This window comes from Streptococcus devriesei DSM 19639 (assembly GCF_000423725.1).
In the GTDB taxonomy this organism is placed as follows: Bacteria; Bacillota; Bacilli; order Lactobacillales; family Streptococcaceae; genus Streptococcus; species Streptococcus devriesei.
In genome coordinates, this window is the sequence record NZ_KE384084.1 from 598310 (window position 1) to 613444 (window position 15135).

15 protein-coding genes and 1 riboswitch are annotated in these 15135 nt (G+C 42.2%); of the genes, 7 read left to right on the plus strand and 8 right to left on the minus strand.

The features are described from left to right. Positions 1 to 18: 18 nt before the first annotated feature. From tuf to G573_RS0109045, 6 genes are all read right to left on the minus strand, one after another. Positions 19 to 1215, minus strand: coding sequence for an elongation factor Tu (gene tuf, locus G573_RS0109015; RefSeq protein WP_027976424.1), 1197 nt, complete (start codon positions 1213 to 1215; stop codon positions 19 to 21). A 298-nt stretch (positions 1216 to 1513) separates the two neighbouring features. Then, positions 1514 to 2797 (minus strand): cell division peptidoglycan polymerase FtsW, encoded by a 1284-nt coding sequence (gene ftsW, locus G573_RS0109025; RefSeq protein ID WP_027976425.1) that lies wholly within the window; start codon positions 2795 to 2797, stop codon positions 1514 to 1516. 228 nt (positions 2798 to 3025) lie between these two features. Next, positions 3026 to 5761, minus strand: coding sequence for a phosphoenolpyruvate carboxylase (gene ppc / locus G573_RS0109030; RefSeq protein ID WP_027976426.1), 2736 nt, complete (start codon positions 5759 to 5761; stop codon positions 3026 to 3028). A gap of 111 nt (positions 5762 to 5872) precedes the next feature. After that, the gene (locus G573_RS0109035) at positions 5873 to 6259 is read right to left on the minus strand and encodes a DUF4430 domain-containing protein (RefSeq protein WP_027976427.1); all 387 of its coding nucleotides are present in this window, start codon (positions 6257 to 6259) and stop codon (positions 5873 to 5875) included. Beyond that, on the minus strand, positions 6243 to 6758 hold the full coding sequence (locus G573_RS0109040) for an ECF transporter S component (protein ID WP_027976428.1): 516 nt from the start codon (positions 6756 to 6758) through the stop codon (positions 6243 to 6245). Before G573_RS0109040 ends, G573_RS0109035 begins: the two co-directional genes overlap by 17 nt. 1 nt (position 6759) lies before the next feature. Next, the gene (locus tag G573_RS0109045; RefSeq protein ID WP_027976429.1) at positions 6760 to 7890 is read right to left on the minus strand and encodes a 5-methyltetrahydropteroyltriglutamate--homocysteine S-methyltransferase; all 1131 of its coding nucleotides are present in this window, start codon (positions 7888 to 7890) and stop codon (positions 6760 to 6762) included. Between the two features lie 169 nt (positions 7891 to 8059). Here G573_RS0109045 and G573_RS0109050 point away from each other — a divergent pair, with 169 nt between their 5' ends. The 7 genes from G573_RS0109050 to G573_RS0109080 all read left to right on the plus strand — a co-directional run bounded on the left by G573_RS0109050 (position 8060) and on the right by G573_RS0109080 (position 13237). Further along, a complete protein-coding gene (locus tag G573_RS0109050) occupies positions 8060 to 8905 on the plus strand; it encodes a glycoside hydrolase family 25 protein (protein ID WP_027976430.1) in 846 nt (281 codons plus the stop codon). 41 nt (positions 8906 to 8946) lie between these two features. Next, positions 8947 to 9046: riboswitch (TPP riboswitch) on the plus strand. Positions 9047 to 9086: 40 nt separating this feature from the next. Further along, the gene (gene thiT / locus G573_RS0109055) at positions 9087 to 9656 is read left to right on the plus strand and encodes an energy-coupled thiamine transporter ThiT (protein ID WP_027976431.1); all 570 of its coding nucleotides are present in this window, start codon (positions 9087 to 9089) and stop codon (positions 9654 to 9656) included. Between the two features lie 215 nt (positions 9657 to 9871). Then, a complete protein-coding gene (locus G573_RS0109060; RefSeq protein WP_027976432.1) occupies positions 9872 to 10855 on the plus strand; it encodes a peptidoglycan recognition protein family protein in 984 nt (327 codons plus the stop codon). Between the two features lie 43 nt (positions 10856 to 10898). After that, positions 10899 to 11741, plus strand: coding sequence for a DUF368 domain-containing protein (locus G573_RS0109065; protein ID WP_027976433.1), 843 nt, complete (start codon positions 10899 to 10901; stop codon positions 11739 to 11741). Further along, the gene (locus G573_RS0109070) at positions 11738 to 12211 is read left to right on the plus strand and encodes a YbaK/EbsC family protein (protein ID WP_027976434.1); all 474 of its coding nucleotides are present in this window, start codon (positions 11738 to 11740) and stop codon (positions 12209 to 12211) included. The genes G573_RS0109065 and G573_RS0109070 overlap by 4 nt, the downstream gene beginning before the upstream one ends. Positions 12212 to 12213: 2 nt before the next feature. After that, entirely contained in the window at positions 12214 to 12576 is a 363-nt protein-coding gene (locus tag G573_RS0109075) for a YccF domain-containing protein (RefSeq protein ID WP_027976435.1), read from the plus strand. Positions 12577 to 12595: 19 nt separating this feature from the next. Then, positions 12596 to 13237, plus strand: coding sequence for a histidine phosphatase family protein (locus G573_RS0109080; RefSeq protein ID WP_027976436.1), 642 nt, complete (start codon positions 12596 to 12598; stop codon positions 13235 to 13237). A gap of 235 nt (positions 13238 to 13472) precedes the next feature. On the opposite strand, the gene G573_RS0109085 is transcribed toward G573_RS0109080, so the two are convergent. Next, on the minus strand, positions 13473 to 14375 hold the full coding sequence (locus tag G573_RS0109085; RefSeq protein ID WP_027976437.1) for an HAD family hydrolase: 903 nt from the start codon (positions 14373 to 14375) through the stop codon (positions 13473 to 13475). Between the two features lie 270 nt (positions 14376 to 14645). Further along, positions 14646 to 15128, minus strand: coding sequence for a flagellar basal body-associated FliL family protein (locus tag G573_RS0109090; RefSeq protein WP_027976438.1), 483 nt, complete (start codon positions 15126 to 15128; stop codon positions 14646 to 14648). Between the last annotated feature and the right edge of the window lie 7 nt (positions 15129 to 15135).

Consider the following 15135-nt stretch of genomic DNA (forward strand, 5'->3'; position numbering starts at 1 on the left):
AAACTTAATTGCTTTTGATTAAGCTTCGATTTCTGAAACGATACCTGAACCAACAGTACGTCCACCTTCACGGATAGAGAAAGTAGTACCTTGTTCAACGGCGATTGGGTGGATCAATTCAACGTCGATAGTAACGTTATCACCAGGCATAACCATTTCAGTACCTGCTGGCAATTCGATTGAACCAGTTACGTCAGTTGTACGGAAGTAGAACTGTGGACGGTAGTTGTTGAAGAATGGAGTATGACGTCCGCCTTCTTCTTTAGTAAGGATGTAAACTTCACCCTTGAATTTAGTATGTGGATGAATTGAACCTGGTTTAGCAAGAACTTGACCACGTTCGATTTCATCACGTTGGATACCACGAAGAAGTACACCGACGTTATCACCGGCAAGACCTTCATCAAGCTGTTTACGGAACATTTCAACACCAGTAACAACAGCTTTTTGAATTTCGTCACGGATACCAACGATTTCAACTTCATCATTGACTTTAACAGTACCACGGTCGATACGTCCTGAAGCAACAGTACCGCGTCCGGTAATTGAGAACACGTCTTCGACTGGAAGAAGCAATGGTTTATCAGTATCACGTTCTGGATCTGGAATGTATTCATCAACAGTATCCATAAGTTTCATGATAACATCTTCTTGTTCAGTATCACCTTCAAGAGCTTTAAGAGCTGAACCTTGGATAACTGGAATGTCATCACCTGGGAAATCGTATTCTGAAAGAAGGTCACGGATTTCCATTTCAACCAATTCAAGCAATTCTTCATCATCAACCAAGTCAACTTTGTTCATGAAGACGATAAGGTATTTAACACCAACTTGACGTGAAAGCAAGATGTGTTCACGAGTTTGCGGCATTGGTCCGTCAGTAGATGCTACTACAAGGATAGCTCCGTCCATTTGAGCGGCACCAGTGATCATGTTTTTAACATAGTCCGCGTGTCCTGGAGCGTCGATGTGAGCATAGTGGCGTTTAGCTGTTTCATACTCAACGTGTGCAGTATTGATTGTGATACCGCGTTCGCGTTCTTCTGGAGCAGCATCGATTGATGAGTAATCTTTAGGTTGATTTACTGCGCTGGGAAGACGACGTGCAAGAACTGTTGTGATTGCAGCTGTCAAAGTAGTTTTACCATGGTCAACGTGTCCGATAGTACCAATGTTAACGTGTGGTTTACTACGATCGTATTTTTCTTTTGCCATTTTGGGAAAAGCCTCCAATAAAATATATTTTATAGATAGACGGTAGGCAATACAGTCTAACTTTACCTTATTATTTTAACAAATTACACTGAAAATGCAAGCATTTTATATGTATGTCTCTATCTTTTTTTCTGAAGAATGCTAAAATCAGCCTTAAGCAGGTAAAAAACAGGCAACTCCTTCTTTTCCTGGCTTGACATTTTTGCCGCTGCTCAATGGTGCACAAAAAATAAAGAGGATTGGCCTGTTTTTGCACATTGCAAATCCAATCCTCTGTTTAAATTGTTCATCCGGCAGCTCACTCATTATAGAGCTCTTCGTAGATTTCTTCCTGAGACGCGACAAAAACATCATCAGTATTTCGCTCTGCCTCTGCTACTTCCCGATAAATTTCTTCTCGCTTCTCGTTGGCATCAATATTTAAAACAAAGCCGATAGCCACTGAGAGAACCAAGAGGCTGTTCCCGCCCTGCGACAGGAAAGGAAAGGTAACTCCCGTTGAAGGAATGAGACCGGATATACCGCCGATATTGACAAAGACCTGCATGAGCATCATGCCGCCAACACCCAGAGCAATCATTGAATTGAAGGGACTTTTAGCTTTGATACCGACCAAAAGAATTCTCAAAATCAAAAAGAAAATCAAGGCCAGAATCAAGCTGGCACCAATCAGTCCTAATTCTTCAATAACAATAGAAAACACAAAGTCTGTCTGCGCTTCCGGCAGGTAGCCGCGTTTTTCAATGGAATTTCCCAAGCCGCGGCCCAGCCAGCCGCCATTGCTCATCGCATAATAAGAATTAGCCAGCTGGTGCCCTGAGTCGGTAACATCCTGAAAGGGATTGAAAAAGGCACTGAAGCGTTTAGCCACATAGCCAAAAACAGGGACCCTGCTCATGGTTTTGACACCAACCATATTGATGATGCCCAAAAAAACGGCCGATAAGGCAATAATTCCGGTCAGCAGAGCCGAAAACCAACGGTAGCCGACACCGCTGACTGAATACATCACAACAGCTGTCAAAACAATAATCGTTGCATTTCCCAAGTCCGGCTGCGCTGCCACTAAAAAGATTAAGACCAAAGAATAAAAGCGCCAATCTTTCAAATCACTCAGCTGTTTGGGCAGCCATTTACGCTTAGTCAAGGCCTGATAATCATAGACTTCAATGGTTTGCTGGCGTCTGGCAAAGGTAAAGGCCAGGAACCAAACCATAATGATTTTTAAATACTCCGCCGGCTGGAAACTGATTGGTCCCAGAACGATCCAGCCGTGCGCTCCGTTGACCTCCTGAGTCCAGAAACGGGCGATAATCAGCAGTAGGGCTTCTATCAGCATCACAATGGTCAAAACACCGCTGTTTTTTAAGAAATTTAATTTCAGCCGGTAAATAAAAAGAATGGCGAGCAGGCTAATAATCCAAAAAACACCTTGGTTTATAACCGAGCGAAAGGGATTCAAGCCATTCTGAATTAAGTTGGCACTAGTCGTTGAATAGACAATAATCAGTCCCAAAACTGATAAAATCAAATAGGGTAGCAGTATCGAATAATTCAGCAGGTGCCGCTTATCAATTTTCATACGTTTTCCTCAAAATATCTTACAAATCTAACATTAGCATTATACCATCTTTTGGATTTAAAACAAAGAAGAGAGCCAAACAAAAATTAACAGACAGCAAAGCAATTTTACCCCGGCACTTACCTGCATAGAAAAAACACCCCAATCGTTAGATTTTAGGCCTAACGTTTGAGGTGCGGTTCATTTTCAGTAAAATTTTAATTTTGACTGTCTGCTACAGGGCGCTGATTAACCGGAATTGCGCAGACCGGTCGCAACACCGTTGATGGTGATATGAATCAGATTTTCTAAATTTTCACCCAGCTCACCGCGGCGCTGACGCTTAATCAATTCAATTTGAATATAGTTTAAGACATTGAAATAAGGCAGGCGGGAATCAAGACTGGCTTGCAGATAGCTGTTGTCCTCCAAAAGATGTTCGTGATTTTCGATAGCTAAAATAATATTCTTTGTCAGCTGCCATTCATCCAAAATCGTGTTAAAGACTTCTTTTGTTTCTTCATCCTGACAAAGTTTGGCATACTCAAAGGCGATGTTCATATTTGATTTTGACAGAACCATGTCAACATTAGACAAAAGAGAATGGAAGAACGGCCAGGATCGATACATTTCCTGCAGCGTAGCCAGATTTTTTTCATCTTTATCAATGAAATGTTTGAAAGCCGAGCCTACACCGTACCATCCGGGAAACATAATCCGATTTTGCGACCATGAGAAGACCCAAGGAATGGCACGTAAACCGCTGATTTCTGTAATTGTTTTACGGGCTGCAGGACGTGAGCCGATATTTAAACTGGAAACTTCCCGAATCGGACTGGCTGCAAAGAAATAATCATAGAAATGCTCATTGCCAAAAACAAGGTCGCGGTAAATCGCATTGCTGTCTGCCACAACTTCGTCCATAATCTGACGGTAGCCGACCAGATTTTCAGCATCAACAATTCTCCTTGTCACGATGCGATCCAGAGTTGCTGACACCAGCATCTCCAAGTTATAATAGGCGACATCTTTGTTGCCGTACTTGTTGCCGATGACTTCACCTTGTTCTGTCAGGCGGATACGATCTTTAATAGAGCCAAAAGGCTGTGACGTAATCGCTTCGTAAGAAGGTCCGCCCCCGCGGCCGACTGTTCCGCCGCGGCCATGGAAGAAAGTGATTTTCACACCCTTATCCAGACCGATTTCTGTCAGTTCATTTTGGGCCTTGTACAAGGTCCAGCCGGAAGACAGGTAGCCGCCGTCCTTGTTAGAATCAGAATAGCCCAGCATAATTTCTTGGTAGCCATTATTGGCAGCAATCCATTTTTTGACAATAGCATAATCCAGATACTGCTTCATAATATCCCGCGAATTATCCAAATCCTCAATCGTTTCAAACAGAGGAACAATCTGAACACGCGCTTTTTCCGTGTCAACCAGACCGACTTCCTTAAGCATGACTGCCAGTTCAAACATATCGGAAATACTTTCGGTATGCGAAATGATGTGCTGCTTAATGACGTCTTCACCGAGAGCATCTTTCAGCTGTCTGGCTGTTTTAAAGATAGCCAACTCTTTTTGCAGAAGCTCCGATTTTTCAACATGAGTAGCCGAAAGAATCCGAGGATCTTCTAAGAGCTGATGAAGCAAAACCTGACATTTTTCGTCTTCAGACAGACTGCTGTAGTCCTTCACAATGTTAGCCGAAGCCAGCAGCTCTGCCACACAGGCTTCGTGGACACTCGAATCCTGACGCATATCAATGGAGGCCAAAAAGAAACCAAACACATCAACGGCCTGAATCACTTCGGTCAGATCACCGGTAACCAAAGCAGAGTCATTATTTTCCAAGAGAGATTTCTTGATGAGCTCTAAGTCATCCCGAAATTCCTGAGCTGTTTGATAAGGACGAATCTGTTGATTTTCAGCAACTTCTAAATCAGGCTCCTCTTTAGAAAAGTCCCCTTTTTTCAAGTAAGCCAAGGTTTCCTGCAATCTTGACTGGATGTAGTGAAAAGCTTTACGGTAAGGCTCTTTTTCACGGTAAATGGAAACATCTGTCGAACGAGCCGCCATCTCTTTGACAGCCTCGCTGATCGTAGAAAGACTGGTAGACAGAGAAAACGTCCGATAGAGGTCTGACAGTTTGCTGATATAGTAATTCAAAATGACTTCACTTTGAACCAGAGCGGATATTTTTAAGGTTTCAGCCGTTACGTAAGGATTGCCATCACGGTCACCGCCGATCCACATTCCCATGGTAATCGGTTTTGCGCCATCCAGATCAATCCCTTTTTGCTGAGCCAGCTGTTTGTATTGAGTGCTGAATTTAGTAACAGCCTTGATCAAAGAGGAATTGTAGTATTCCATGACATTAGTGATTTCATTGGTAACTTTGAGTTTTTTCTCGCGGATAATATCTGTCTGCATAATCAGCTCAACATAGCGGCGCAGGTCATCATACCATTTTGCCTTGTTGATCGAACCAAGCTTAACGTCGCGATACTTGCGCAAAAGCTCATGAATTTGATTGGTCAAATCCAGCATGGTCTTGCGCTGCACCTGAGTCGGATGGGCTGTTAAAACCGGTACGACATTGACATTTTCTAAAATTTCCTGAGCATTGTCCTGTTCAGAAACCAGATCAATCGTTGCAGATATCTTGCCAAGATAGTCAATATCATTGTTGTTTTGATAATTGACCTCATAAGCCAAATTAACATCTTCAGAGATATTAATCAAAAGCGGCAAAATTGCAAAATAACGTGAAACCACAACCATCTCGTCATTATTGAGCTGCTTGATGGCTTGCTCTAAATCCTGATGCTTTCCTTCAGCGGATAATGTTTTTAAGAGAGTAATCTTATCAAAACTATCCTTTCCTATCATTTTCTTGGTAACATCATCCAATAATTCAGTAAGAATGCTGATTTCTTCGGCGATGGCCTCTTTATCATTTCTGCTCTCTAATTTACTGACTGTCACGAAATGCAATTCCCTTCTTTAAATTGTTATTTTCTATCATATCACTTTTATCAAAAAAGTAAATGAATTCTCTGGTATTGGTGCGCTTTCATAGTCAAAAGCACAGCTGCTTCACTTTTTGTCTTTGTAAACTTTCTGGTAAAATTCAATTTTATCGCCGTCTTTGACCTTAATCTTATCAGCAGATTTAGAGGCTAATTTATTGTTTACATCAAACATCCAGTAACGTCCGGTTTTCTTATCCTGGGACAGGCCGTCAATGGCTGTGATGAAGCCGCCCTTTTCTTTCACTTTGTAGTTAGCTTTCAGCACGTCCATCACTGTGTCTCCCTTTTTAAAGGAAACTTTTTCGTCAGTTTTATCCGAACCGGTCTTAACAATCAGCCTGACCTGAAAGTCTTCAGACGTCTTGGCTCTGCTGTTACTTTCGCTGTCGCTGCAAGCTGCTAGAAAGAGAACGATTCCGGTTAAGACTAAAAATTCATATAGTTTTTTCATTGGATAATAATCTCCTAAAAATGGATAAAATAATGGGATAAAAGAGTACCGTTGACACAGCATGCATCAGATTGAACGTCATGCCAGCCAAAATATAAGCAAGGAGTGGAGCTGCAAACAGTAAGGCTGAGTAAGCATCAATAACGATACCGTAGATAACGCTCAGCAGACCTGCCAAAACAGCCTGCAGAATTATCTGATTTATGCTGCCAAGCCGCAAAGACTTTGTCAGGGGATAACAAATGAATTTCCATAAGAATAAGATGCTGCCAAAACCAATAATCTGTCCTAAAACCCAAGGGCCGAAGCCCAGCAGAAAACTGGTAACCAGCATTGTTACAGACATAATCAAAAAGCTTTCCCAAAATCCGTAAAAAACTGCGCATACTAAAAAGATGGCAGTTATCGGCTGAATATTGGGCAGACCGGCAAAAGCGATTCGCAAAACAATCGCTAATGCTGACAAAATCGCAACGCGGCTAATTTTTTGAAGCGGCATATTATCCCCAAACGTCATCAATAATTTCTTTTACAAGTTCTAATTTAGCCCATTGATCTTCCTCTGTCAAGATATTTCCTTCTTCTGTTGAGGCAAACCCGCACTGTGTGGACAGCCAAAGCTGATCCAGCGGCAAATACTGGCTGGCCTCTTTAAGACGGGCAATGACAGCCTCTTTATCTTCAAGTTTAGCATCCTTTGACGTAATCAAGCCAAGGACAGCCACCTTATCCGGATCCCTGAAATCTGCTAACGGTTCAAAACCGCCTGCACGCTCGCTGTCAAATTCTAAAAAGTAAGTTTTTGCTGCTTCTTCGCCAAACAGTTCATGCGCAACCGGACCGTATCCGCCTGATGAAGCCCATGTTGAATGATAGTTGCCTCGGCAGACATGAGTATTGACCTGCAAACCGTCCGGAACATTTTGATAGACATCATTATTTAAGGTCAGAAAAATATCTGCCAATTCATCTCTGACTTGTTTAGAGCTTTTATCCTGCGGAGCACCCCAAGCTGTCAAAAAGGCTTCGTCAACCAAGGTTCCCCAGGTGCAGTCATCTACCTGAAGCGTCCTCAGACCAGCCTTATATAGATCTTCTATGACTGTCAGGTAAGCTTTTTTGATATCCTGCCTCAATGCAGCAAAATCAGGATAAACTTCCTTTAATTTTGCGACATGCTCAGCATCGCGGATCAATTCAAAATAGAACTGTGCCGGTGCCGGAATTGTGTATTTGGCTTCGACACCTTCCTTATCAGCAAGGAGATCATATAAGAACTTATAATCGGCAACAAAAGGATGGTTTTCTCCGCTTATCTTTCCGGCAATCAGGGCCGAATCAGCCTTGGTTGTCTCATCATGAAAGTGGTAGCCTTCTGCCGCCTGAACATGGTCAATTCCTTGAAAGCCCCAGAAAAAATCTAAGTGCCAGTAAGCACGGCGGAATTCACCATCAGTTACCTTCTCAAGTCCCGCTGCTATCTCCTTATCAACCAATTCTTTGATCAGCCGATCTTCAACGGCCCGCAGTTCTTCTTTGGAAATTTTTCCAGCTTCAAATTCTTCCCGTGCTTTTTTCAGAGCTTCTGGGCGTAAAAAGCTGCCAACGTGTTCAAAATATTTTTTTGTCATTTTTTGCTCCTTATCAAATAGATAGAAATGATTATCTCTCATTTTATCATCTGTTCCTATAGCTGTAAAATATAAATATATTATGATTTTCTATAACTAATAACTATACCTCGTGCTCTAAAGCAGACATATTTTGCTTTTTTCCAAACTTTACGTTAAAATAAGGGAGATGAGAAGAAGAATTAAGCCTGTCTTTGTTCTAGCTTTCTTCAGTTTGTTCGGTTTATTGTTAATTTTGGGCAATATTCGTTCGGAAAATGCGCGGCAAAAAGAATTAGCCGCTGCTAAAAAATCAATCCCTGAAATTGAACAAACTGCAAAGAAGCCAAAAACAAATGCAGATGGAGACACTTTTACTCTTAATCCGATTATTGATATCTCCGGCTGGCAGCTGCCCAGCGAAATTGATTATGACACCCTGTCTAATAACATATCGGGTGCCATTATCCGTGTTCAGGGAGGCTCAGGTATTGCTAAAAAGAACAATGCTGCTCACAGTTCCGGAGTTGATAAATCGTTTAAGACACATATTGAAGAATTCCAAAAACGAGGCATTCCTGTAGCTGTCTACGCCTATGTCCGCGGGTCTAATGTCAAGAAGATGAAAGCTGAAGCTAAAACTTTCTATAAAAATGCTTCGCCTTACAATCCGACTTTCTACTGGCTTGATGTTGAAGAAAAAACCATGTCCGACATGAATAAAGGTGTTAAAGCTTTCCGTGATGAATTGAAACGCCTCGGTGCCGAAAATGTAGGCATCTATATCGGTACTTATTTCATGGAAGAGCACAGCATTTCCACCAAAGGCTTTGATGCTATCTGGATACCGACTTACGGCACAGACTCAGGCTACTTTGAGGCTGTTCCAAAGACCAAATTAAACTATGACTTGCATCAATACACTTCTCAGGGACAGCTGCAAGGGTTTAAACACACGCTGGATCTCAATCAAATTGCCGTCAACAAAGACACAAAAGCAACTTATGAAAAATTATTCGGGCCGCTTAATGAATAAGCTTGACAGCTGCTAGGTTCCGTCATATAATGTAGTTAATAGAATATCACAAGGAGTGCTTCTTAGCTGAGATTGCCTTTTGCAAAATCCTATGGACCTGATCTAGTTAATACTAGCGTGGGGATGTGACTAATTGATGAAATTAACACATGCAGACTCCTTGAATGAAGGGGGTCTTTTTATGTCCAAAAATTCAGTCATTCTGGTTGAAGCGGCTCTGGCTGCTGCTTTAGCTATGGTCCTGTCACTCCTGCCTGATTTTGCCAGTTGGTTTACACCATCTTTTGGAGCCATTCCGCTCATCATCTTCGCCTTAAGAAGAGGAGCTAAGTACGGGATTTTATCCGGCCTGCTCTGGGGACTGCTGCATTTTCTTTTGGCAAAGGTCTACTATCTAAGTTTTTCTCAGGTCATTCTGGAATATCTCCTTGCTTTTCTGTGCATGGGTTTTGCCGGATTTATGCAAGCTCCTTTTCAACAGGCTCTTAACAAAGGAAAGAAGACAAAAGCGCTGTCTTATGCCATTATCGGTGCTTTTATCGCTACCCTCAGTCGGTATATCTGCCATTACATCGCCGGGTTCATCTTTTGGGGAAGTTACGCACCCAAAGGAATGTCTCCTTTTTGGTACTCTTTTACTGTCAATGGCAGTGCGGGACTGTTTACCTTCCTAGTGGTTATTTTGGTTTTGCTTGTCCTCGTGCCAAGTCAGCCGCAGTTCTTTTTGCCTAAGACTAAGAACAAGAGCTGAAAAACATCAGATAACAAATGGCTAAAATGTAAAAATACAAAGTCTGGAACAAATAATCTACTCCCCTCACAGCGGACGGTGACAAACAAAATTTCACCGGAAACGAGTAAGGGGAGTTTTTCTATGCCAAAAAGAAGCACTGCTCTTTGACTATAAATAGTCATGCCTCACTTTTTTATAGCTATTTTTTAAGGCAATCGTGCTATTATAATGATATGGCTAAAAAACGAAAAAGCAAAAAACATCCTGCAGTGAAACGCCGGCGCAGTCGGCAGCAAAAAAAGAAAAAGCAGATTAAATACCTTATCCTTGCAAGCACTTTACTTGTTTTTCTGGGACTTGGTCTTTTTCTTTACCAGCATCGCTTTCATGTCTCTGCCTCTTATGAAGTCAAGCAGACAGCCATTGTTGCAGCCGACTCTTCGCCGGCTCTCTATCCTTATTTATTCGATCTGGGTGCTGACAAATTGGAGCAAAGTGCTACCGTACAGGTGGAAGGCTATTTTCTGACAAACTTCAAAGGCAGGCAGGTCACTCTGGCTAAGATAAAATTAAAGGGACGCAGCTACTACCTTGATGCTAAAAACCTTTACATTCAGCAGACCAATGCTATCAATCAATACATCACCAGTTTAAATTACCCTCATGCCGAAGTCACCAAAGATATCTACTCACAGTTTGCTAAGAAGACTTATTTTGGCGCATCCGGCCGGCCAAAGGGCATTATTATCCACGATACCGGCAATGACAGCTCATCTATTCAGAGTGAGGTTTCTTACATGGAAGAAAATTACAAATCAGCCGGTGTTTTTGTTCACAGTTTTATTGACAAAGACAGTATTTTTCAGATTGCCGATGATCGCTATATGGCTCAGGGTGCCGGTCCTAAAGGCAACCCTTATTACCTGCAGTTTGAAATGATTCGCGAGCACAGCCAAGATGATTTCGCCAGACAGCTGGCTAATGCGGCTTATTATACAGCCCTTATGTTGAAGAAATATCACTTGCCGGTGACGCTGGGACAAAAGGATGCATCAGGAAGTGTCTGGACACACCAGATGATATCCAGCTATCTAGGCGGGACAGACCACCAAGATCCAGATGTCTATTGGAATACGGCAGCGGCAGAATTTTTTGACAGCGATTACTCCGTAAAAAACTTTTTAGATTTGATTCAAGCCTACTATAATCAGCTTTAAAATGATATAATGGGAAAGTATATTATTTATTTTGGAGGAAATCATGATTTCTTGGATAGCAAGATTAATCAAAGGGGTTATCATTGCCTTAGGCTTTATTCTGCCCGGTGTATCCGGCGGAGTATTGGCATCTATTTTAGGACTGTATGAACGTATTATTTCATTTCTGGCACACTTATCAAAAGATTTTGTCAAAAATGTTCTCTTCTTCATTCCTGTAGGAATCGGCGGTATTCTGGGAATAGCTCTTTTTTCTGCACCTTTAGAATACCTGCTGGAAAATTACCAAGTCCCTGTTCTTTGGGCCTTTACGGGGACCATTGTCGGTACTCTGCCAACTCTGTTCGCTGAATCCACGCAAAAGTCTAAACGTGACAGAACAGATTGGGCATGGCTTCTGGGAACGTTTTTGATTTCCGGTCTCCTGCTCTACTTCTTAAATGACTTAGTCGGTACCATTCCAGCCAATTTTGCAAGCTTTATCCTTGCCGGTGTTCTTATCGCCCTTGGGGTTCTGGTGCCGGGACTCAGCCCGTCCAATCTTCTTTTAATCATGGGACTGTACTCACCCATGCTGACCGGCTTTAAAAATCTTGATTTGCCGGGCGTTTTCCTACCGATTGCTATCGGCGGTATGGCAGCTGTCCTGCTCTTTTCAAAAGCTATGGATTACGCCTTAAATCACTACCATTCCCGCGTTTATCACTTTATCCTAGGACTTGTCATTTCAAGCACACTTTTGATTATCATCCCAAATCCAAGAAATACTGAGAGTATCTCTTATGCAGGCAGCAGCTGGCTGACCTTCTTAGGAGCTGCTTTGTGCTTTGCTGCCGGTATTGCTTTGGGTCTTTGGATGAGCAAACTTGAGGAAAAATACAAATGAGCAAGAAGCACAAGCTGAAAAAAACACTGGTTGATCAGATTTTGGATAAGGCTCAGATAGAGCATGACAGTTTAGCACTCAATGCCTTGAAAGGCAATTTGCCGGAGGACATCAAAAAAGAAGATATTTTTAAAACGCTGGCTCTGACAGGTGACAAGACAGGAACTATTATTGGAATCATCCCTATCACAGAACACCTGTCCGAAAAAAAGCTGGCTAAAATATCTGGCAATAAAAAAGTCAGCATGATTCCGCAAAAAGAATTGCAAAAAACAACCGGCTACGTTCACGGTGCTAATAACCCTGTCGGCATCAGGCAAAAGCATCACTTTCCTATCTATATTGACCGCATCGCCCTTGAAAAAGGAAAAATGATTGTATCAGCCGGTGAAATCGGCCGGTCTATTCGTATTGACAGTCAGGTTCTGGCTAAATTTGTCAATGCTGAATTTGCTGATATTAAGGAGTAAGCATGCGTATACTTGGAAACATTATTTGGTTCTTTTGTTCCGGACTTTGGGCTGCTGTTGCCTGGTATGCTGTGGGGTTATTGCTCTGTGTCACTATTATTGGTATTCCTTTTGGATTGCAGTGCTTTAAAATCGGTTCTTTCGGCCTTTTTCCCTTTGGCAAGACGATCATTTTTTCAGATCGTTTTTCCAGTCTCTTAGGGAATGTCATCTGGATTTTACTGGTCGGCTGGGAACTTGCTCTGCTGCATCTGGCCAGTGCTGCTGTGCTTTGCCTGACCATTATCGGAATTCCCTTTGCCCTGCAATCGGTCAAGATGGCCGGTATCAGTCTCTTTCCTTTTGGTGTTGAAATTATTGATTAGATTTAGGAGTATAAGAATTGTGAAACTGTATTTTGTCAGACATGGAAAAACTGAGTGGAACTTAGAAGGACGCTTTCAGGGTGCCGGCGGAGACTCACCGCTTTTAACAAGTTCTATTAAGGAATTAGAGCTCCTGGGCCGCCATTTGAAAGATATCAAATTTGACAGAGTCTACTCCAGCGATCTCAAACGGGCTAAGCTGACCAGCCAGATTATCACCAAGGAAAACCTTTATCCGACAGAAATCAACTATACTAAAACCCTGCGGGAATGGAATCTGGGCCGGCTGGAAGGCCAAAAGATCAGCTTGGTCAGCTCTATCTATCCTAAACAAATGAAGGCTTTCCGCCACAATCTGGCACAGTTCAACCATTCCATTTTTGACGCCGAGTCTGTTTATCGTGTGACCCACCGCGTCTCCAACTTTGTTAAATCGCTTAAAGATCTGCAGGCGCAAAATATTTTACTAGTGGGCCACGGCGCTACACTGACAGCGGCCATTCAGTCACTCTTGGGCAGTGAGCCTGCTCAGTTTCGCCGCGACGGCGGCCTGGATAATGCCAGTGTCACCGTTTTAGAAACAGCAGACTTCAAACATTTTGAGCTGATTACTTGGAACGATACGTCTTATAAAAAAGCAGTTTTAAAACAAAGCATTTGATACCTTTTCAAAAAGAGGGAGTGGAAGTAACCCAAAAATTGAAAATTTTGGTTCTCATCAGGTCCTGATTTTAAGGCGGTGACCTGAAACAGTCCAGTGGTTTATTTCAGACCGAACAGCTTAAAATAAGAGAGTGGGCAGAAATCAATCATTCAAAAATTGATTTCTGCCCACTCTCTTTTTAGTTTTATCAAACTGTATTTCATACTAAGCAGACTGCATGCTTCAGCAGCCTCTACTTAGCATATTTCAGACGCAGCACCTTTTCTTGGTTCTTATCCAGTCTAAGCAGAATAACAACCTTGTCAATACTGATATTGCTTTCTAATAGTCGTTCGGCAGCCATCATAAGACCGTTATTAATTCCCAGCTGTAAGACAGGATTACTGCGGTCATTTGTATCAAAAATAAATTTGTGGCTGGGCAGGTCAAACAAAACTTTTACCGCTCCATAGAGCTGCTCAAAGGAATCGATCTGCAAATCAAAAACAGGCTTTGTCCCGGCCTTTAAGCGGCGGCCCCGGTGATTAAACCACATAGAATGCCAGCCGCTGTTATGAGCACCAATGATATCATTATCATAAGAGTCGCCCACATACAGAGTCGTATCAGGATTCATATCAAACTGCTCAGCAGCCAAATTAAAGATTTCTTTCTGCGGTTTTTGAAAGCCTGTGGCCTGACTGACCAACACCCGTTTAGGGGCGACATAATCATATAATCCTAACTTTTTCACTTTTTTCAGCTGATGTTCCGTCGGACCGTTGGTGATAACACCCATGGGAATATTTTTTTCTTTCAGAAAATCCAGTGTCAGACGCATTTCATCCAGCATGGTAATCTGATCCAGTTCCTGTTCATAAACTTCCTGAAAATGATTTCCCTCATCTTCGCTGATCTGCCGGTAGCCAAACTCTAAGAGGGTCTGCTCACAGCGCCAGAAACGGAAATATTCCGTGGTCCATTCCCCGGCCATTACCCGCGGAAAACCGGTGTCGGAATAATGGCGAAAACGAATATAAGCCTGATTGATCTGAGTCATATCAAAATCAGGAAAACATTTTTCCACAGCAATTCGGTAGGGGGCCTGCTGATCATAAATAGTGTCATCAACATCAAAAACAATAGCACTAATCATAAGTCATTCTTTCTAAATCTTAATTCTAAAAAATTATACTATTTTTCCAGTGTTTTTTCAAAATCTTTGTCAGCTATTCCTTCATTTTGCACTCAGCCATCCTCTGGCAGAGCTTCAGCTGAAATAAGGAGAAAAACCGGCAGGCTTTCTTCTGTCTAAAAATTCCGGACACTTAAAAAGGCCTAGTTCAGCTGTTTGCAGAACTAGGCCCCTTTAATGATTTATTTCACAGTCAGAATAATGCAAAATAAATCTCTCTTTTCATGATTGCTAATCAATTTGTTCAAAGCGCATCTTTTGCTTTACTTGCCCTTGGCCGGCTTCGGAAATCTGATAAGTAAAACTGCCTGAAGTGAAGTGCTTGCCAAAAGCTAATACGCTGTTATACTGCCACTGAGACAGCTTGTTATCTTCGACTTTTCCTAAAGTCACTCTATTGCCGTTTGCCTTATATTTCCAAGATGCACTTGTACTTTGATCCTTATAAACTTTTTCAAACTGCCTGTCGCTCTGGGCAGCTTTTAAAGCAGCTGCCTTATTTCGGGTAACAATGGCTTTATCACTAGTGCCGGAAAAAGCAACATACATTACACGGTCATTTTTCTCTCCTTTAAGGACACTTGAATATTTATAGGCATGCCCCGGAATCATTTTCGCTACATGATGGCTGGCATAGTAATAAAATCCGCCGCCGATAACGATAAGACCAAGAAGAGCTGCAGCAATAATAGTTATGAGCTTGCGTTTAGTCATTATTTCC

What these genes read in the sequence shown, in the direction of transcription:
- G573_RS0109065 (WP_027976433.1), top strand. Translation starts at nt 10,899, where the DNA reads ATGATTTCTTGGATAGCAAGATTAATCAAAGGGGTTATCATTGCCTTA.
- G573_RS0109040 (WP_027976428.1), bottom strand. Translation starts at nt 6,758, where the DNA reads ATGCCGCTTCAAAAAATTAGCCGCGTTGCGATTTTGTCAGCATTAGCG.
- tuf (WP_027976424.1), bottom strand. Translation starts at nt 1,215, where the DNA reads ATGGCAAAAGAAAAATACGATCGTAGTAAACCACACGTTAACATTGGT.
- G573_RS0109045 (WP_027976429.1), bottom strand. Translation starts at nt 7,890, where the DNA reads ATGACAAAAAAATATTTTGAACACGTTGGCAGCTTTTTACGCCCAGAA.
- G573_RS0109050 (WP_027976430.1), top strand. Translation starts at nt 8,060, where the DNA reads ATGAGAAGAAGAATTAAGCCTGTCTTTGTTCTAGCTTTCTTCAGTTTG.
- G573_RS0109070 (WP_027976434.1), top strand. Translation starts at nt 11,738, where the DNA reads ATGAGCAAGAAGCACAAGCTGAAAAAAACACTGGTTGATCAGATTTTG.
- G573_RS0109060 (WP_027976432.1), top strand. Translation starts at nt 9,872, where the DNA reads ATGGCTAAAAAACGAAAAAGCAAAAAACATCCTGCAGTGAAACGCCGG.
- thiT (WP_027976431.1), top strand. Translation starts at nt 9,087, where the DNA reads ATGTCCAAAAATTCAGTCATTCTGGTTGAAGCGGCTCTGGCTGCTGCT.
- G573_RS0109035 (WP_027976427.1), bottom strand. Translation starts at nt 6,259, where the DNA reads ATGAAAAAACTATATGAATTTTTAGTCTTAACCGGAATCGTTCTCTTT.
- G573_RS0109085 (WP_027976437.1), bottom strand. Translation starts at nt 14,375, where the DNA reads ATGATTAGTGCTATTGTTTTTGATGTTGATGACACTATTTATGATCAG.
- ftsW (WP_027976425.1), bottom strand. Translation starts at nt 2,797, where the DNA reads ATGAAAATTGATAAGCGGCACCTGCTGAATTATTCGATACTGCTACCC.
- G573_RS0109075 (WP_027976435.1), top strand. Translation starts at nt 12,214, where the DNA reads ATGCGTATACTTGGAAACATTATTTGGTTCTTTTGTTCCGGACTTTGG.
- G573_RS0109090 (WP_027976438.1), bottom strand. Translation starts at nt 15,128, where the DNA reads ATGACTAAACGCAAGCTCATAACTATTATTGCTGCAGCTCTTCTTGGT.